At 61.1% G+C, this 17585-nt stretch carries 15 protein-coding genes; 7 read left to right on the top strand and 8 right to left on the bottom strand.

Translation table 11 applies throughout. The features are described from left to right. Positions 1-82: 82 nt before the first annotated feature. A complete protein-coding gene (locus ACYVIA_RS05170) occupies positions 83-3694 on the top strand; it encodes an indolepyruvate ferredoxin oxidoreductase family protein (protein WP_460838548.1) in 3612 nt (1203 codons plus the stop codon). 240 nt (positions 3695-3934) lie between these two features. After that, the gene (locus ACYVIA_RS05165; RefSeq protein ID WP_460838546.1) at positions 3935-5122 is read left to right on the top strand and encodes a GGDEF domain-containing protein; all 1188 of its coding nucleotides are present in this window, start codon (positions 3935-3937) and stop codon (positions 5120-5122) included. Between the two features lie 80 nt (positions 5123-5202). Here ACYVIA_RS05165 and ACYVIA_RS05160 read toward each other — a convergent pair whose 3' ends face one another. After that, positions 5203-5532, bottom strand: coding sequence for a hypothetical protein (locus tag ACYVIA_RS05160; RefSeq protein WP_460838542.1), 330 nt, complete (start codon positions 5530-5532; stop codon positions 5203-5205). 408 nt (positions 5533-5940) lie between these two features. On the opposite strand from ACYVIA_RS05160, the gene ACYVIA_RS05155 reads away from it, so the two are divergent. Next, positions 5941-6693, top strand: coding sequence for a DUF72 domain-containing protein (locus ACYVIA_RS05155; protein WP_460838541.1), 753 nt, complete (start codon positions 5941-5943; stop codon positions 6691-6693). On the opposite strand, the gene ACYVIA_RS05150 is transcribed toward ACYVIA_RS05155, so the two are convergent. The 6 genes from ACYVIA_RS05150 to ACYVIA_RS05125 all read right to left on the bottom strand — a co-directional run bounded on the left by ACYVIA_RS05150 (position 6626) and on the right by ACYVIA_RS05125 (position 11950). Then, complete coding sequence (locus tag ACYVIA_RS05150) at positions 6626-8113, bottom strand: serine/threonine protein kinase (RefSeq protein WP_460838538.1); 1488 nt, start codon at positions 8111-8113, stop codon at positions 6626-6628. The two genes, ACYVIA_RS05155 and ACYVIA_RS05150, sit on opposite strands and share 68 nt — an antisense overlap. A 9-nt stretch (positions 8114-8122) precedes the next feature. Beyond that, entirely contained in the window at positions 8123-8866 is a 744-nt protein-coding gene (locus ACYVIA_RS05145) for a metallophosphoesterase family protein (RefSeq protein WP_460838535.1), read from the bottom strand. Positions 8867-9162: 296 nt separating this feature from the next. After that, positions 9163-9894 (bottom strand): 7-cyano-7-deazaguanine synthase QueC, encoded by a 732-nt coding sequence (queC, locus tag ACYVIA_RS05140; RefSeq protein WP_460838534.1) that lies wholly within the window; start codon positions 9892-9894, stop codon positions 9163-9165. Positions 9895-9938: 44 nt separating this feature from the next. Beyond that, positions 9939-10700 (bottom strand): DUF3108 domain-containing protein, encoded by a 762-nt coding sequence (locus ACYVIA_RS05135; RefSeq protein WP_460838532.1) that lies wholly within the window; start codon positions 10698-10700, stop codon positions 9939-9941. Between the two features lie 13 nt (positions 10701-10713). After that, positions 10714-11805 carry a DUF3108 domain-containing protein gene (locus tag ACYVIA_RS05130; protein WP_460838530.1) on the bottom strand — a complete coding sequence of 364 codons (1092 nt, stop codon included), beginning with the start codon at positions 11803-11805 and terminating at the stop codon, positions 10714-10716. 10 nt (positions 11806-11815) lie between these two features. After that, positions 11816-11950 (bottom strand): hypothetical protein, encoded by a 135-nt coding sequence (locus tag ACYVIA_RS05125; protein ID WP_460838528.1) that lies wholly within the window; start codon positions 11948-11950, stop codon positions 11816-11818. Between the two features lie 99 nt (positions 11951-12049). Here ACYVIA_RS05125 and ACYVIA_RS05120 point away from each other — a divergent pair, with 99 nt between their 5' ends. Beyond that, complete coding sequence (locus ACYVIA_RS05120; RefSeq protein WP_460838526.1) at positions 12050-12796, top strand: PhaM family polyhydroxyalkanoate granule multifunctional regulatory protein; 747 nt, start codon at positions 12050-12052, stop codon at positions 12794-12796. Positions 12797-12844: 48 nt separating this feature from the next. Here the strand turns inward: ACYVIA_RS05120 and ACYVIA_RS05115 are convergent, their stop codons facing one another. Further along, a complete protein-coding gene (locus ACYVIA_RS05115) occupies positions 12845-14131 on the bottom strand; it encodes an MFS transporter (RefSeq protein WP_460838525.1) in 1287 nt (428 codons plus the stop codon). A gap of 622 nt (positions 14132-14753) precedes the next feature. Here ACYVIA_RS05115 and ACYVIA_RS05110 point away from each other — a divergent pair. The 3 genes from ACYVIA_RS05110 (at position 14754) to ACYVIA_RS05100 (ending at position 17325) form a co-directional block, all read left to right on the top strand. Further along, positions 14754-15716 (top strand): universal stress protein, encoded by a 963-nt coding sequence (locus ACYVIA_RS05110; RefSeq protein WP_460838523.1) that lies wholly within the window; start codon positions 14754-14756, stop codon positions 15714-15716. Between the two features lie 145 nt (positions 15717-15861). Continuing rightward, a complete protein-coding gene (gene rnk / locus ACYVIA_RS05105; RefSeq protein ID WP_460838522.1) occupies positions 15862-16263 on the top strand; it encodes a nucleoside diphosphate kinase regulator in 402 nt (133 codons plus the stop codon). 45 nt (positions 16264-16308) lie between these two features. Beyond that, positions 16309-17325, top strand: coding sequence for a C45 family autoproteolytic acyltransferase/hydolase (locus ACYVIA_RS05100; RefSeq protein WP_460838518.1), 1017 nt, complete (start codon positions 16309-16311; stop codon positions 17323-17325). The last annotated feature ends 260 nt before the right edge of the window (positions 17326-17585 follow it).

Genomic DNA, 17585 nt, shown 5'->3' with positions numbered 1-17585 from the left:
TCACTTTGACAGCGAGAGAGCCCGTCCGGGACATTGCGAGGCTCTACGCACCCAAAGACAAAATTTTTGGCCTGGAGACTGAATGAACGCACCCCTGACTTCCAGTCAGCGCCTGCTGCTGGATAACATTTCCCTCGACGACAAATTCACGCTGGAGCGCGGCCGTGCCTTCATCACCGGTACGCAGGCATTGATCCGCTTGCCGATGATGCAACGCCAGCGCGATGTGCACGCCGGCATCAATACTGCCGGCTATATCACTGGCTACCGTGGGTCGCCACTGGGCAATGTCGACATGACGGCGATGAAGGCGAAAAAGCACCTTGACGCCCATCACGTCAAATTCCATCCCGGCATGAATGAAGACCTGGCCGCAACCGCCGTCTGGGGCACGCAGCAGGTCAACCTGTTCCCGAACGCCAACTACGACGGCGTGTTCTCGATGTGGTACGGCAAGGGGCCGGGCGTGGATCGCTGTGGCGACGTGTTCAAGCATGCGAACATGGCCGGCACTTCGCAACATGGTGGTGTGCTGGTGCTCGCCGGTGACGACCACGCGGCGAAATCATCAACCACCGCACACCAGAGCGAACACATCCTGAAGGCCTGCGGTATCCCGGTGCTGTATCCGTCGTCGGTGCAGGAGTATCTCGATTACGGCCTGCACGGCTGGGCGATGAGCCGCTATACCGGCTTGTGGGTGGCGATGAAATGCGTGACCGACATCGTCGAGTCCGGTGCATCGGTGGAGCTTGATCCCGAGCGGGTGCAGATCGTGCTGCCGACCGACTTCGTGCTGCCGCCCGGTGGTCTCAACATCCGCTATCCGGACGCCGTGCTGGAGCAGGAAGCGCGGATGAACAATTACAAGTGGTACGCAGCGCTCGCCTATGTGCGTGCCAACAAGCTGAACCAGATTATCTGGGACAGCCCGCATGCGCGCATCGGCATCATCACTGCCGGCAAGTCCTATCTCGATACACGCCAGGCACTGGCCGACCTCGGCATCGACGAAAACGTCGCAAAAGACATTGGCATTCGCCTGTACAAGATCGGCATGACCTGGCCGCTGGAGGCGGAAGGCGTGCGCGCGTTCGCGCAGGGACTCGACGAAATCATCGTGGTGGAAGAGAAACGCCAGATCCTCGAATACCAGCTGAAGGAAGAACTGTACAACTGGCGCGATGATGTACGTCCGCGCGTGGTGGGCAAGTTCGACGACACCGGCGAGTGGAGCGGCAACCATCGTGAGGGGCATGGCAACTGGCTCTTGCCGGCGACCTATGAACTGAATCCCGCACAGATTGCGCGTGCCATTGCTGCGCGCATCTCCAAGTATTTCGCCGGTCATCCGATCGAACAACGCGTGCAGGAACGCATTGCGTATCTGGAAGCAAAAGAAGCGGTGCTCAAGGTTGGCAACACCAAGCCGGATCCGACAAAAGACCGTATCCCGTTCTTCTGCTCCGGCTGTCCGCACAACACGTCGACCAAGGTGCCGGAAGGCAGTCGCGCGCTGGCAGGCATCGGCTGCCATTACATGGTGCTGTGGATGGACCGCAAGACGTCGACCTTCACGCACATGGGGGCGGAAGGCGTGACCTGGGTCGGGCATGCGCCGTTCACCAAAGAGCAGCATGTGTTCGCCAACCTCGGCGATGGCACCTACTTCCACTCCGGCCTGCTCGCGATCCGCGCCGCGGTGGCGGGCAAGGTCAACATGACCTACAAGATCCTGTACAACGACGCGGTCGCGATGACCGGTGGCCAGCATGTCGATGGTCCACTCGATCCGGCGATGATCTCGCGCCAGATCGCGGCGGAGGGCGTGAGCCCGATCGTGGTCGTCACCGACGATCCGCAGAAATATCCGGCCGGTGTGAACTGGGCGCCGGGCGTGACGATTCGCCATCGCGATGAGCTGGATGCAGTGCAGAAGGAACTGCGTGAAGTGAAGGGCGTGTCGGCGATTATCTACGACCAGACCTGCGCCTCCGAAAAGCGCCGCCGCCGCAAGAGGAACGAATACCCCGATCCCGCCAAGCGCGTCGTGATCAACGAGCTGGTCTGCGAAGGCTGCGGCGACTGCAGCGTGCAGTCCAACTGTCTGTCGGTGGAACCACTGGAAACCGAGTTCGGCCGAAAGCGGCAGATCAATCAGTCGTCCTGCAACAAGGACTATTCCTGCGTGAAGGGTTTCTGCCCGAGCTTCGTCACGGTGGAAGGCGGTCAGCTGAAGAAGCCGAAGAAGGCCGGCGTCAGCGCGGATGCCGGTGCAAAGAAACTGCCGATCCTCGATGGCAGCAACCTGCCGCAGCCGCAGCTGCCCGGCACGGAACAGCCGTTTGGCATTCTTGTCACCGGTATCGGCGGTACCGGCGTGGTGACGGTCGGCCAGATCCTGGCGATGGCAGCACATGCGGAAGGCAAGGGCTGCTCGGTGCTCGACATGAGCGGCCTCGCACAGAAGGGCGGGCCGGTAATGTCGCATGTGCGCCTCGCTGACCATCCGGACGATATCCATTCCACGCGCGTTGGCACCGGCGCGGCCGACCTCGTGATTGGTTGCGATGAGATCGTGACCGCGAGCCGCGATGCGCTGTCGCGCATGGGCGAAGGTCGCACGCATGCAGCGGTCAACACGGCGGGCGCGCCGACGGCTGCGTTTGTGAAAAATCCCGACTGGCAGTTCCCCGCGTCGACTGCGGAGAACGATGTCCGCAATGCCTGCGGTGCCGACCGCGTCGACTTTATCAATGCGGGCAAGGTCGCTACGGCATTGATGGGCGACAGCATTGCCACCAACATGTTCATGCTCGGGTATGTATGGCAGAAGGGCTGGGTGCCGCTGTCGGAGGCGGCCATCATGAAGGCGATCGAGCTCAACGGCGTATCGGTCGAGTTCAACAAGCAGTCCTTCGTATGGGGGCGCAACGCCGCGCATGACTGGGCGGCAGTTGAGCGGCTTGCCAGGCTCAATGACACGACGGCGCAGGTGGTTGAATTCAAGCGTGCGCCGTCGCTTGACGAGCTGATCGCAAAACGCGTGGACTTCCTCACCGGCTACCAGAACACTGCTTATGCAGAGCAGTACCGCTCCTTCGTGGAGCAGGTGCGCGCAGCGGAAAGCAAGGTGAGCGACGGGAAGCCGCTGCGCCTGACTGAAGCAGTGGCGCGCTACCTGTTCAAGCTGATGGCGTACAAGGACGAGTATGAGGTTGCGCGCTTGCATGCGCAGATGGGCTTTACTGACAAGATCGCCGGCATGTTCGAGGGCGGATACAAGGTCAAGTACCATCTTGCGCCGCCGCTGTTTGCCAAGCGCGATGCCGAGGGACATCTGGTCAAGCGCGAATACGGGCCGTGGATGGGCAAAGCATTCGGCATGCTTGCGAAGCTAAAATTTTTGCGCGGGACGGCCTTCGATATCTTCGGCCATTCGGAAGAGCGCCGCACTGAACGTGCATTGATTGCGCAGTACAAGGAAACCGTCGGCAACTTGCTGGGCAGGCTGACGCCGGACAACCTCGGCAAGGCCGTCGCAATCGCGAGCATCCCGGAAGAGATCCGCGGCTTTGGCCATGTGAAGGAAAAGCACCTGCGCGCGGCGAAAGAGAAAGAAGCGGCCTTGCTGAAAGGCTTCGATACGCCGGGCGCGCCCGATACTGCAACCTCATCGCAGCACGCGGCCTAACTTTTTCACCGTCTCCGCCGCCATTCCGGACTGCCCGGGATGGCGGTTTTTTTATTGCGCTTTCACGAAGAAGAAATGTCGCACTGCACACACTGAGCGAGGTGAATTCCAAGCGAAGCACTGTGCGGCGCAGCATCGTTACCGGGTGTTGCATGCTTCATGAAAATTCACTTTTAGTATTGCGCCGTTATCAACTCGCGGTATACAGTGCGTTCGTTGCCTACAGGTGATAAGCGCATCATGCATCCACGCCCAGCCACAAGCCAAGCACATGAAAATCCGGAAAACCCCAGCGATCCGGAACAGAAGGAAATCCGTCGCCAGGCATACCGCCTTAAGATGTCGGCGCTGGTCGTCGTCAATATGCTGCTGGAGTCGGCCACGCTCGCGTTGTTTGCCTATGCCGGGACGATTTCCTACGCGGTCGCCGGCTGGTTCTTCGTGCTCTCCATGCTGACTTCGGGTGGCGTGCACCTGTATATCCGGCGCGGGTACAACCTGGGGCACAAGAACAGGAGCATGCTGGTGCCGCAGATGCTGCTGTGTGGCGCAGTGCAGGTGCTGTGCATCTTTCTCGCTCCGAATCTCACGATTTTCTTCCTGCTGGTCATCATCGCTTTCAGTGGCTACGCGGCAATCGAATTCACGCCGCGCGAATTCACGATCAGCTGGCTGGCTTTCGGTATTGTTTCCGCGGCCGCGCTCTGGCTGGTGCGGGATCGTTTTGCTTATCCCGGTGTGTCCGACCTCGAGATTGTGCTGGTCTGGGTATTCTTCTTCCTGACACTGCGGCAGCTGTCGATGGCGGGCGTCAGCTACAGCCGCATGCGGGACAAGCTGTCCGAGACGAACAAGCAATTGCAGCAATCGTTGAAGCAGATCGAAGAGCTCGCCAGCCATGATGCGCTGACCGGTGTGCTGAACCGCCGCCGCTTCATGGAAATGCTGGAGGCGGAAATGCAGCGCAGCGAGCGCTTCGACACCCCGTTCTGCTTCGTGATGCTGGACCTTGACCTGTTCAAGACCATCAATGACCGCTATGGTCATCCGGTTGGCGATGCCGTGCTGCAAACCACCTGCAGCATTGCCCTCGGCACCCTGCGCTCGACCGATGTCATCGGGCGGCTCGGCGGCGAGGAGTTTGGCATTGTCCTGACCGGAACGGCAGCCGAGAATGGCTTGAAGACGATGGAAAGACTGCGCAAGGCGGTATTCGAGCATGGATGGGACAGCGTGGTGCCGGGCCTGATGGTCAGCTTCTCGGCCGGGCTTGCCGGCTATGTGCCGGGTGAAAGCATGCACGCGTTGGCCAAACGCGCAGATGAAGCGCTCTATCGCGCCAAGCATGCAGGCAGGAACCGCGTCGTGCTCGCCGACGCCGGGGAGGTGCATGCTGTCAATGCCGAACTGACAGGCGCACCTCAATAGAACATCGATAGTGCCTCATTCTCAGGCATTGCCAACCATTTTTTTACTGCCTTAATGACGGGCAAGAGGCTGGCGTGTGATTACTCCAGGCGCGTACGCAGCGCGGAGAGTTCGATATGCGTGAGGATAACGGCGCTCTTCACTTCGTAGTTCGTGGGATCCGCCGGGTGAATGGTGTTCTGTGCCTTGTCACTGATGCGCGCGAGATCGTCCACGCTTTCGCGCACACTGCGCTCGTCGCGCTCCTGCAGCGCGCGCTGTGCCTGGCTGGAGCGCTGCCCGAGTTCCAGCACATAGTCTTTCAGTTCTTTCGACACGCTGGTGTCCGAGTAACAGGCTCGCATCGCATGGTAGATGGTGCGGTCGATGAAACCGAGGCGCTGTTGCATTTCTTCGCTATGCACGTTCATTCACGACTCCTCTCTCAACCATGTACGCTGAACGGGAAGGGGTGTGGGGAAGTCGTAACATCATGTCGGTTGCAGTCAGGATTGGCAGGCCCGATTTGATGGCCTTCTGACTACGAAGTTCCGAATGAACAAACTTCCGGACAGGCTTCTCGTTCTGACACTTCCGCCCTGATTGCCGTATTAGTGTTGTGTTTGTGTAGACGGTTTATTTATTTTGCGCCTTCGTCTGCGCCATATCAATCCGCACTGCACAAACTTTAGGCGTCGTTGAGAGAAAGGAAATTGGTGCGCTGCGCAAGCACGTGCATCTTGCTGCGCCGCTCCCACACTGCGGCGCCGCCTGAATGAAAGGATGCGATGGATTGCTACGCTGCGCAAGATACGTTGCCGATCACACTTGGCACGTCAATGCCTGTCTTCATCGGTTGCGCCGGCTGGAGCGTGCCGTCAGTGATGAAGGAGGAGTTTCCGCACAGTGGAAGCCACCTGCAGCGCTACGCTGCCGTATTCCCTGCCGTCGAAATCAATACATCCTTTTACCGGCCGCACCTTCCTGCTACCTATGCGCGCTGGCGCGATACCGTGCCGCCCGGATTTCGTTTCGCTGTGAAAGTGCCGAAGGAGATCACGCACGCCCTGCGTCTGCAGAATGTGGATGCGGCACTGGAGAGATTCGCCGGTGAGGTCTTGCAGCTGCGAGAGAAGCTGGCCTGCCTGCTGGTGCAGTTGCCGCCCAGCATGCGGTATGACGGCGCGGTCGTGGAGGAATTTTTCCGTCGCATGCGGTCATGGATTGACGTCGCAACGGTCTGCGAGCCGCGCCACCCGACCTGGTTTGCCAGAGAGGCTGCCGCAATGCTCAACGGAATTGATGTCGCCTACGTCAATGCAGATCCGGAAGTCGCGCCCTTGCCGCCGTCCGCAGCGGCGGCAATGACCGTGTATATCCGCCTGCACGGTTCGCCGGAGATGTACCACTCGGCATACTCTGATGTCTGTCTGGACCAGATCGCACAACGAATCAGCCGCGATGCGCGTGCCGGAAAGCAGGTGTGGTGCGTGTTCGACAATACCGCCAGCGGTGCCGCACAGCCTAATGCGCTATCTCTGCTGAAACGCCTGCGGGCGCTTGAGGTGACGGCGCCGCCTCCGTTGCGCTGACCGGAGATGGGACATTGGCGCTGCTGCCGGTGCTCTTGACGACGGTCACCGTGCAGTCTGCCTGCGCGACAACCTGCGAGGACACGCTGCCGAGGTAACGCCGAAAAGCCGAGCTGCCGCGCGAGCCGATCACGATATGGTCAACCGCATTGACCGTGGCGTAGTCGACAATGGCCGATGCGGGATCCGGCGCTTCCAGCACATGGTAGGTGATCTTCTCGGGTGGTATCGAGAGTGGCCGCGCCCAGTGCTTGAGTCCGACCAGGTGCTTCACGTGCAGATTGTTGCCCTGTTTGTCGACATACTCATCCATGCCGAGGCGATTGGTCTTCTGCACCGTCACGCAGGCAAGCCGCGCGCCCGGCTCGGTCTGCAGGATGCGGCGCGACGCGACGCGCAGTGCTTCGGCCAGCGCTTCCGAGCCGTACGCAAGGTCGATCGCAACCATGATGATCGGCGCCCGTGTGAGTTGTTCCGCAGCCGACTGTTGTGGAACCGGCTCCATGCCCATCGCGCGGAACCAGCGGCGCACCAGTGTGAAGAGACTGTTGCGTCCGCGCTTGGCGGCACGTTCCGTCAGCTTGACCTGATCGGGATTCTGCAATTCGAAGGCGAGCTGTGCTGCGGTGTCATGGCGCTTCTTCGGGTTGACTTCGAGGCAGCGCAGGATGATCTCCTGCAGCCATGGCGGAATCGCCGGGTTCAGTGCGCGCGGCGGCACGGCGTCGCGATACAGCCGGCGGCGCAGGCCAGACACCGAGGTCGGGAAACCGTATGGCCGTTCACCGGTGGCGAGGTGGTACAGCAGCACGCCGAGTGCAAACAGGTCGCTGCGCGGGTCATTGCGAATGTGCAGCACCTGCTCCGGCGAAATATACGGGCCGGTGCCCATCGGCAGGCGGAATTCTTCCGCCAGCAGATCGGGCAGCTTGTCGTGTCGCGCCAGGCCGTAGTCGATCAGGATCGCCTCGCCGGTCGGGCGGAACATGATGTTGCTTGGCTTGATGTCGAGATGGATCACCTGCTGCCGGTGCAGGTCGTGCAGCGCGGTGGCGACCTTGATGCCGATCTCCACCACCTCGTCGATCGGCAGCGGCGCTTCGTCGAAACGTGCGCGCAGCGACTTGCCGGCGATGAGTTCCATCACGATGTAAGGCTGGCCGGTAAAGTCGCCGGCGGCCACATAGTGCGGCACGTGAATGCCGGTCAGCTTCGGCATGATCATCTGCTCGACTTCGAAGCCGACGATCGCTGCCGGATCGTTGTTGTCGCCGAGGATGGGGATCTTCATCAGCAGCGGCTCTGAAGTACCGTTGGCGTCGACACGCGACACGCGCCACAGCATCGCCATGCCGCCCTTGTGCAGCTTTTCCTCGAGGCGAAAGCCGTCGATCACCATCCCGACTTCGAGGCGGTTCATGCGGCGCTCCTAGCGGCCAAGTTCGAGGCGGCTGCCGATGCTTTGCGGCAGACCGGCCGCGCGGATCTTCGCCGCAGCGGTGTCGTAATCGTAGGGCACGCGGAAATAGATCAGCTCGTGCGTCACATCATCGTACAGCGCATAGCAGGCGGCAGGATTGCCGTCGCGTGGCTGGCCGACAGAGCCGGGCAGAACCAGCCAGCGGCGCTGCGTGCTGAGTGGAATGCTGCTGTCGCCAGTCGGCACAAAGGAAGAAATCTTTCCGGTCATCGACAGGTTGTACAGCCCCGGTTCATGCACATGGCCGCAGAACGTCACGCGGCAGCGCGTCGCATGCATGCTCTTGATCGCCTCCAGCGTGCCGGTGATGTATTCCCAATTGCGCGGCTCGGCAGCGCTGGCATGCACAAACAGGCAGTCGTTCGATTCCTGCGTCAGCGGCAGGTTGGCGAGAAACTGAATCTGGCTCTCGGTGAGCTGCGCGCGAGTCCACTCCACAACCTGCTTTGCCTGCGGATTCATGTGCTTGCTGGGTGCCTGTGCGACGGCGACATCATGGTTGCCTTGTACGGCAAAGGCGCCTTGCCTGACGTAATCCATCACCGTATCGACGACCCATCCCGGATCGGCGCCGTAGCCCACCAGGTCGCCAAGGAAGGCATAGCGTTGCGCCTTGCGCTCTTGCGCATGGGCGAGGCAGGCGGACAGAGCCTCGCGATTGGCATGGATGTCGGTGAGAATGGCGATCAGCATGGAAGTCTGCCTGGTTGAGTGTGTCTGGTTGAGTGTGTCTTCGGGTGATGACTTTTATACAGGGAATGCCGGAATCCCCATCGTACTACCGGATCCTTTGAGTTTGCTTACAAGCCTGCCGGCAAGGCTGCTGTGCGGTCCGGTTGTGGTTCTGCAATGCCCGCCGCCGTGCAGGATGCATGTGCGCCAGGGGGGGCATGCTGCCCGTCGCTGTCCGAATTCCCTGCACTGCCATCGCGTACGACTGCGGGTCAGGCTTGGCGCGCCCGGGCGAGGTCCGAATCGCGCAACGGTTGTCAAACAGGCTTTGTTGAGGTGGCCTGTTGTACGGCCTGCCGGAATCGCTGGTAGCCCCGCGCGCGCAGTTCACAGGCAGGGCAGGTGCCGCAGCCGTGGCCCCAGTCATGCAATGCGCCACGCTCGCCCAGATAGCAGGTATGCGTATCTGCGCGGATCAGGTCGACCAGCGCCGTGCCGCCGAGGTCCTGTGCCAGCTGCCAGGTTTGTGCCTTGTCGATCCACATCAGCGGTGTTTCCACCTTCAGGCGGGTTGCCATGCCGAGATTGAGCGCGACCTGCAAGGCTTTCATCGTGTCGTCGCGGCAATCCGGATAGCCGGAAAAATCCGTTTCGCACATGCCGCCGACCAGCACATCGAGTCCACGCCGATAGGCCACGGTGGCGGCAACCATCATGAACAGCAGGTTGCGGCCGGGCACGAAAGTATTCGGCAAGCCGTTATCCTGCATCGCGATTGCGACGTCGCGCGTCAGCGCGGTATCGGAGATCTGCGACAGCAGCGACAGGTCGATCATGTGATCGTCGCCGAGTCGTTCGTTCCAGCCTGCAGACAGCGTTCGCATCTTCTGCAGCAGCGCAGGCCGCACCTCCAGTTCGACCGCATGCCGCTGGCCGTAGTCGAAGCCGATGGTCTCCACATGGGCATAACGTGCCAGTGCCCACGCCAGGCAGGTCGTGGAGTCTTGGCCGCCGCTGAACAGGACGAGGGCGCGATTGGAAAGAGTCATGGATGTTCTGGTTGCATTCTGTGGCGGGTGGATTGAGCCGAATTTTACGATGCTTTCTGGGACGCTTTCCCGCCGACTTTCTGCAGCGTCTGCTCGATGTAATCGCCGTTGTCATCGGAAAAGCGCAGCCGCACCGGATACCACTCCAGCGACGGCGCGAGCCAGATGTCGAGCTGCTGATCCTTGCCGTCCGCCTGCGGCATCCGCACGATGTGCAGCGCATGCATTTCTCCCAGCGGCGTCGCGACCTTCTCCCGCTTGACGACCTTGAACGTCCACGGCTCCGCGTGGCGCGTGCCCGCCACGACGAATGTCCAGTTTGAACCGGGCTTGAACTTCGCAGGTGCAGCGCGCGCAATCGAGATCAGCTGCCAGACGGCGCTGTTGCGGTCCTGTTCTCCGCCCTTGATCGGGTAGCTTTCTTCCGAAGCGGTGAAGCGAATGGTATTGGCAGTGCGATCGAAGGAGGTGGTTGCCTTCTCGCGGCGGAAGCGCTTTTCGGAAAAGGTGACCGGCGCCAGTCCGTAGGCATCGACGGTGCCTTCGCTTTTTGCATCGAGGATTTTCCCGACCAGCATTGCGCGCGCTTCATTGCTGACACTGAACCTGCCTCCAGACGCGCTCCAGCGCATCACCCCTTCGCCTTCGACTGGCACGCCTTTCTGCTTGGCCTTGATCGTGTAGGTGAGCTCCGCCGAGGGCGGGAGGTTGACCTTGTACCTGGTTGCCGCAGTGGCAGCCGATACGCCGACGAGGGCCCAAGACAGCAGGGTAAGCGGTACGGCGCGTAGAAGCGATTGCATCATCGTAGAAGAAAAATTATTGTGCGGCGTTTGCCGCGATGTCGGATAGTGACAGATCGACATAGTCGCCGTTCACATAGGTATAGCGCACGCGCGCCGGATACCATTCCTGTTGCGGCGCCAGCCAGATGTCGACGCGCTCGTCATACGAACCGGCCTGCGGTGCCCGGACCACATGCCACGTGGCCAGCTTGCCATACGGTGTTTCGATCTCTTCTTCGCCGAGCACCTGGATGCGCCATGTCTCGCCCTTACGTTTTCCGGCGACGAAGATATCGATTTCGGTTCCCGGCGTGAACTGGGTAGCGTCCCCGCGTCCCACGCTCGCCAGTTGCCAGACCACGCTGACCCGGTCCTGTTCTCCGCCCTGGTAGGGATAGGTAACTTCGGATGCGGAAAAGCTGATCAGCTGTTCCTCGTGCCGGAAATGGGTATTGATCGTCGGCTTGCGCCACGGCTTCTCGCTGTACAGCACGGGGGCGACGCCGAGCTCGTTGAGGATCCCTTCGCTCTTCACGTCCAGCACATCGATGGTGAACAGAATCGATATGCTCGCCTTGGCAATCAGGCTGTAGTTGTTCCCGTTTGCATTCCAGCGGAAGCTGCCGTTGCCGAACCAGTTCTGGCCCTTGCGTACTGCCTGCACGTCGTACTCCAATTCCGCCGATGGCGGCGGGCTGACCGTATAGCGCGTGCTGACCTCCGCCGCCGCTTCTGCCGCTTCTTCTGCCGCAGAGGCGATGATGTCGGCGGCCGGCTCTGCGCTGTTCTCGGCATCGGCAGCCGACGATAGCGCTGCTGTGTCGACAGTCGGTTCCGGCAATGGTGCAACGACAGGTGTCGGGGCAGGTGCGGGAGCGGGCGGACGCTTGCGCTGTACCTTGGGCTTAGGCGCGGCGGGCTTTTTCGGTATGGGTGGCGGCTTTACCGCGGGCGGCGGAAGCAGGACAGCGGTGACAGCGGGAGGCTGGTCTTCCTGCAATGATGGCAAGCTGAGGTGCCCGTCTGCCCACTGGAAGAGCAGCAGATGCAGCAGTACGGACGCGGTCAGCAGCGCGACCAGGCGCCCTGAGCGCACACGCCGGTCTTCTGCTGAGGAATAAGTCATCGCCATGCCGCTAGTTTAACAACGTATCCGATTCTGATTGCCCGCCGATGCGAAAGTTTCTGATCGTTAAATTGCCATGGTCAAATCCGGCATCCAGGCCGGCTTCCTGCAGCACATTGCTTGCGGCGAAGTTGACCCAGCGCATATGACAGCGCAAACCGCAAGGCGCATACTGGAACCTTTGCCAATTTACCTATTCAACCAAACGATTGCGCCGCGCGTGCATGCCAACGGGAGACCAGCCATGATCAAGCCGAACATACCGAATATGCCCAACTTCCCCGGAATGGGCGCAATGACGGATACCCTCGATTTCGTGAAGAACCTGTGGAGCGGCATGGGTGTTCCCGGCGTGAATATGCCCGGGATGTCTGCGATGAATATTCCCGGCATGGTGATGCCAAGCCTGTCGGTAGAAGAAATCAACAAGAAGATCGCCGACCTGAGGGCGGTGGAATCCTGGCTGACCCTGAACATGAACATGCTTCGCAGCACCATCCAGGCGCTGGAAGTGCAGTCCGCGACGATCTCGACGCTGCAGACCATGGGCGAAACCTTTTCGGCCACCATGAGCGCCGCCGGCCAGCAAGCCGCGGCCGCAGTCGGCGCAACCCAAGCGCCCGCCTCCGGTAACGGCGCACATACTGCTAACGGCACGCAGACCGGCAATGGCGCACACCCCGAGGAAAAGCTGCATGGTGCGCCGGAGCCGACCAGCAAGGACCAGGCCGATGCCACGAGCCTGACCGCGCCCTTGGTCAATGCCGCCGCGTGGTGGAACATGTTGCAGGACCAGTTCCAGCAGGCGGTGAGCGGTGCGATGAGTGCCGAGCCGCCTGCCGCTGCCTCGGTTTCAAAGTCGTCCGCTGCCTCTGGCAAAGCCAAGTCGCAGGCGAAACCCAAGGCAAAGACAGCCGCATCAACGAAGTCGCAAGCGGCGGCGCCGGCCACTTCCTCCAGCGCATCCCGCAAACGCAAGACTGGCAAGTAACATCAGGGAGCAGTCCGCCTGACGCGGCCACCAATCCATGGCACCGCTTCAGGCGTTCGGCCTGTCTTTCTCCCGCACCGGGATGCCTGCCCGTCCTGCGCCCGCTGTCGCTCCTGGGGCAGCAACCTTCAGATACCGAACCAGCCACAGGCTCGCCAGGCCGCAGACGAGGGCAAGGTAGCCGACGATGTTGTAGTGCTCGATCTGTCCCGCGGCGTTGCGCGAAATGATCATGCCGGCGACCAGCGACGCCAGGCCCGATGACATCATCTGCACCGAGGACACGAGGCTCATGAACGTGCCGCGTACCGCCGGCACCGCCGATGCCGACACCATTGCCATGCCGGGAATCATGCGGCCGGGCACGAGGATGAAGAAGATGGTCGAATTGATCAGCACCGCCCACCAGGGCACCGGCACCAGATGTGTCGTCACCAGCAGTGGCACGAAGGACGCCAGTGCCACCCAGCGAAAGGTGCGGGGCTTGCCGTGCCGGTCGGCAAGGCGACCGATCAGACGCGACGTGAAGAAGGTCGCAGCGCCGCCGCACAGGTAGATGATCGTGATGAAGCTCTCCGTCATGCCGACGTTGGCTGTGTAATACAGCGCGATGTACGGAATCACACTGAAACCGCCCAGCATCACCAGCGACATGAAAGCGAATGCCCTGAGATGGTCCGGCTCGCGTGCGATGGCGTAGATCCGCTGGAATACATTGCCCCGCCGCGGGCTGTCCAGGTGTGCCGTCAGCGAAGGCAGGAACCGGTAGCCGATGAACAGGAAGACGCTTGCCAGCACCACAATGAAAAAGAACGGGGCGCGCCAGCCGAGCGCACCGAGATGGTTGGCGAGGAACAGGCCGAGCGGCACGCCGGCGACCGTCGACAGCGAAAACGCCGACATGACCGTGCCCATGGCCTGGCCGCGGCGCTCGAATGGAATCACGTCCGCCACCATCGTCTGCACCATTGCGCCGAGAATGCCGCCGAACGCGCCGGCCAGCGCACGCGCGGCCAGCAGCGACGCATAGTTCGGTGCCAGTCCGCATGCGAGCGTGGCGACAATGAACAGTACATACAACGTCAGCATCAGCTTGCGACGGTCGAAGCGATCCACATAGGTCGCGGCGAGCAGGCCGGACGCCGCAGCGGCGAAGGTATATGACGACAGCAGCAGGCCGAACTGCTGCGTGTTGATCTGCAGCGCCCGCAGCAGTTGCGGCCCGAGCGGCATCATGATCATGAAATCGAGGACGTGCGTGAACTGTATGCCGGCCAGTACCAGCAGGAACAGTTGTTCCTTCCTCTGCGTGGAAGAATGAGATGTGGAATCCAAGAATCGATTGGGTGAATTGAGAGGATGGGATGAGTCGAGGGCTCGCGGGGCTCTATTCTAGTTTAATGCCCGCCATGCTGCACCGGAGAACGCTGTAGCGCCGCGTGCCGGTGTGTCGACATCACAGACCGGTCCTCACAACTGCGCATTGATGGGACATGCGCTCGGCGTTTTTCCGTGCAGTTGCTTTTCACCAATTCACCAAGTTGACGAAACAAATCAAGTGTATATACTCAACCGTGCATTCCGGCTTTTCTTCCATGACACTGTGAACATGCTCTGCCTTTCCCTGATGCGCAGTTGTTCATCCCTGAACGAGGGAGAAGTGTCCGTGGCCGCATCCATTGATTCCGGCCGCCTCCAGTTTTGCCTGCCGCGTCAATACGCTGGCATGACTCGCCGCGCACTGCTGTCCGCGCGAGACCTCGCCCGGCTCTCCTAGGCTCGGTGGGCGACTAGGAAAAACCACCCGGTTTTCTCCGCCCTTCCGAGCCAACCGTCCCAACCATCTCGAATGACATGCCGACGCGTTTTTGCGTCGGTCAGTGCGCTTCTGCGACGGCACGCGTATGCCGCCGCAGGGCGCGTAGCCAGGATCGACGTTCCGTATAGGGAGGACGCTGTGCGCAGCATAAGAAAAATTCTCGTTGCTACCGACTATTCCGAGGAGGCACGCCGCGCCGAAATCCGGGCCGCAATGCTCTGCACCAGGCTGCGGGCAGAAGCCGTCGAGCTGGCGACATCGCAGAAACCGGAAGCGGCGACGCGAGGCCAGGACGCGTGCGTCCCGGCTGCATGCAACGAAGCAGATGCAGCCGGGAAGAGTGCGGCGCGCGAACGGTCGGGAAGCTCGACTCTCCGTTGGCAGGGGAGAGCGGATGCCGGCCCCCGATTGCCGCGCATGCACTGCGCGCCTGAAGAGATCATCGCGCGCGCGGCAGAAATCGATGCAGATCTGGTCGTTGCCGCAGGAAGGGGAAGGCGGCTTTTTGCCGATGTGCTCAACGTACTCGATGCATTCGATGCGTTCAATGTATTGAGGCGGCAAGGCAATGACGAACTGCTTCGTCTGACAGACCGGCCGCTCCTTCTCGTCAGTGCCGAGCCGGAGGAGGCCTACCGGCGCGTGCTGGTCGCCATCGACTTTTCGGATGAGAGCCGGGAAGCGGCGCACGCAGCACTTGCCATTGCGCCTGCAGCACATTTCACGTTCCTGCATGCGTTCCGTGATTCTGGCGAGCACATGCAGCAGGAGGCCGGCGTCTCGGGCGATACCGTTCACAGCCAGCGCATGCGCGCACGCGAACTGGCCCGATTGGCGTTGAACCGGTTCATCGAAAGTCTTGGCCCGAGAAAGCAGCTGATATCGCGCTCCATACACTACGGCGCGCCGGCCGCAGTGATTGCGGCGCAGGCAAGGCACTTGCAGTGCGATCTGGTCGTGATGGGGAAGCATGGAACTTCCCGTCGTGCAGGGCATCCGTCAGGTAGCGTGACGCAGCGCATCGCTGCACAGGGGCGGCACGATCTGCTTGTCGCCACCGTGCCGCAGCAGCAGGACATGGACCCTCTTTCTGCCGCATGACGGCAGTGCGGAGTGAGGAATAAAGAGTTAGGAGTAAAGACGGGCAGCCGAAGAACGGCTGTCTTCTGAATCTACGTTGATGAACCTGCGTTGATGAACGTACGTTGATGAACCTGCGTTGATTGTTATTTGGAGAGGAACGACTATGAAACCAGAGATTATTGTGACTTCGACAGACCTCGAAAGACTGGAGGCCATCATTGATTCCATGCCGGCGTCCTCGCCCTCCGGCGTGGCACTGCTGGAAGAACTGCAACGGGCGGATATCGTCGAGCCTGACGACGTGCCGCACGATGTGGTGACGATGAATTCCACAGTGCGCTTCTCGCTCGGTACGGAAGGCGAGGAATTCTGCCGGACGCTCGTGTATCCGCGCGACGTCGTTGATTCGACCACGATCTCCGTCCTTTCCCCTGTCGGCAGCGCCCTCCTGGGCTTGTCGACCGGCAGCAGCATCGAGTGGCCGAGCCCGTCGGGCACGCCGCTGGTCGTGAGCATCATTGACATTGTTCAGCAGCCGGAACACAGCAAGAACCTGGCAAATTAATGCAGCACTGGCTCGGCAGAGAAACGCACCGTCCGCAAGAACATCATGAAATGCATCAGCCTCAAGGGAGCGCCGTTCGAGATCGGGGAGGCGCTTGGCCGGCTGGGAAAGCCGGCGGCACGGTTCATCCAGAAGACGCTCGACAAAGGCGTCGGAGTTGTACCGGACGGAAAAAGCATGGCAGAGGAACAGATGGTGCGGGTGCAGGAACGCTTTCCCGACTACTGGGAGGAACTGCGCGGCTTGAGCGCGGGGCTCGGCCTGCCTGTGCGCGATGTTTTTCTTTGGAATTGCTGGCCCGACATTGCCGCGCAGGGGCAGGAAACCAGCAGCACGGTGGCCATCAACCGGCTTGGTTACCGGCTCGTACTGTACAGCCCCCGGCTCGGTCCGCCGCTTGGGGGAGACTGCGTGCTGGTCGATGTCCTTCCGGATGGCAAGCCGGGTTACCTCAGCCTGTATGTGCCCGGCCGCCTGCCGGGGACGACGTTTGCCGTCAGCCGTGCCGGGGTGGTGCACGTGGTCAACGCGATGGCCGGTGAAAGAGCGCAGATGGGACTGCCCACCTTCATTACCGGACGAGCAGTCCTCGACGCGGCTTCCTTTGCGGATGCCATCGACATCGTCATGGGCGAGGACAGCCTGGGCGCGGCGCATTACGTGTTTGCCTCGGCCCAGGAGTTCATCATGCTCGGCATTTCGGCGACGCCCAAAGAGCGGCAGATCGAACCCATCCCCAACAAGCACTGGCACACCAATCACCTTGTGCGGAAGGACGGCGCGGAAGGTGGCGCAGCATGGCAGGCATCCCATCAGCGATACCTCGCATTGGGGCGCATGATGGCGGGATTGCCGTCTCATCCTGCCGAAGAGGACATGCTCGGCATCCTGGAAAGAAACTGCGCGGATACCGCACCTGCTTGCGAGGATGCCGCCCACATTCTTCCAGCTGAAGGCGAAATCGGAACGGTGCTCATCAAGGTCCAGCAGCAACGTATCGAGCTCAATCTTTTTCTTCCGGCGCAGGGCGGCAAGCAACGCCATGTCGTTGCCGTTCGCTGAATGAATGCCGCGCCTGCACGAACTGCATTTCTCCGCCCATCCGGCGGAACGCGTACATGATGCCGTTGACGTCATCGCCGCGATAGCCGTCGATGCGGCGCACATCCCGGTCGGATAGCTGTTGCAACAAGAAATTGCTCGCCGTCGCTGCCATATCGCCCGCCGTATTCAAAGCCAGGCTGGCTGTCATTCAATGAACACGGCGCGGATCGTATGCTACCGAAGCGCGTGTGACGAATGAAGCGCGACTTGAGGAGCAG

This window comes from Noviherbaspirillum agri, assembly GCF_054780595.1.
The sequence above is the reverse complement of the archived record's forward strand: the minus strand, read 5'-3'. Positions and strand labels throughout refer to the sequence as shown.

Bases quoted from the DNA above. Each gene is read 5' to 3' on its own strand.
- ACYVIA_RS05135 (WP_460838532.1), bottom strand. From the start codon at position 10,700: ATGATGCAATCGCTTCTACGCGCCGTACCGCTTACCCTGCTGTCTTGG.
- ACYVIA_RS05160 (WP_460838542.1), bottom strand. From the start codon at position 5,532: ATGAACGTGCATAGCGAAGAAATGCAACAGCGCCTCGGTTTCATCGAC.
- ACYVIA_RS05120 (WP_460838526.1), top strand. From the start codon at position 12,050: ATGATCAAGCCGAACATACCGAATATGCCCAACTTCCCCGGAATGGGC.
- ACYVIA_RS05170 (WP_460838548.1), top strand. From the start codon at position 83: ATGAACGCACCCCTGACTTCCAGTCAGCGCCTGCTGCTGGATAACATT.
- ACYVIA_RS05125 (WP_460838528.1), bottom strand. From the start codon at position 11,950: ATGCGCTGGGTCAACTTCGCCGCAAGCAATGTGCTGCAGGAAGCCGGC.
- ACYVIA_RS05145 (WP_460838535.1), bottom strand. From the start codon at position 8,866: ATGCTGATCGCCATTCTCACCGACATCCATGCCAATCGCGAGGCTCTG.
- rnk (WP_460838522.1), top strand. From the start codon at position 15,862: ATGAAACCAGAGATTATTGTGACTTCGACAGACCTCGAAAGACTGGAG.
- ACYVIA_RS05100 (WP_460838518.1), top strand. From the start codon at position 16,309: ATGAAATGCATCAGCCTCAAGGGAGCGCCGTTCGAGATCGGGGAGGCG.
- ACYVIA_RS05150 (WP_460838538.1), bottom strand. From the start codon at position 8,113: ATGAACCGCCTCGAAGTCGGGATGGTGATCGACGGCTTTCGCCTCGAG.
- queC (WP_460838534.1), bottom strand. From the start codon at position 9,894: ATGACTCTTTCCAATCGCGCCCTCGTCCTGTTCAGCGGCGGCCAAGAC.
- ACYVIA_RS05165 (WP_460838546.1), top strand. From the start codon at position 3,935: ATGCATCCACGCCCAGCCACAAGCCAAGCACATGAAAATCCGGAAAAC.
- ACYVIA_RS05130 (WP_460838530.1), bottom strand. From the start codon at position 11,805: ATGACTTATTCCTCAGCAGAAGACCGGCGTGTGCGCTCAGGGCGCCTG.
- ACYVIA_RS05155 (WP_460838541.1), top strand. From the start codon at position 5,941: ATGCCTGTCTTCATCGGTTGCGCCGGCTGGAGCGTGCCGTCAGTGATG.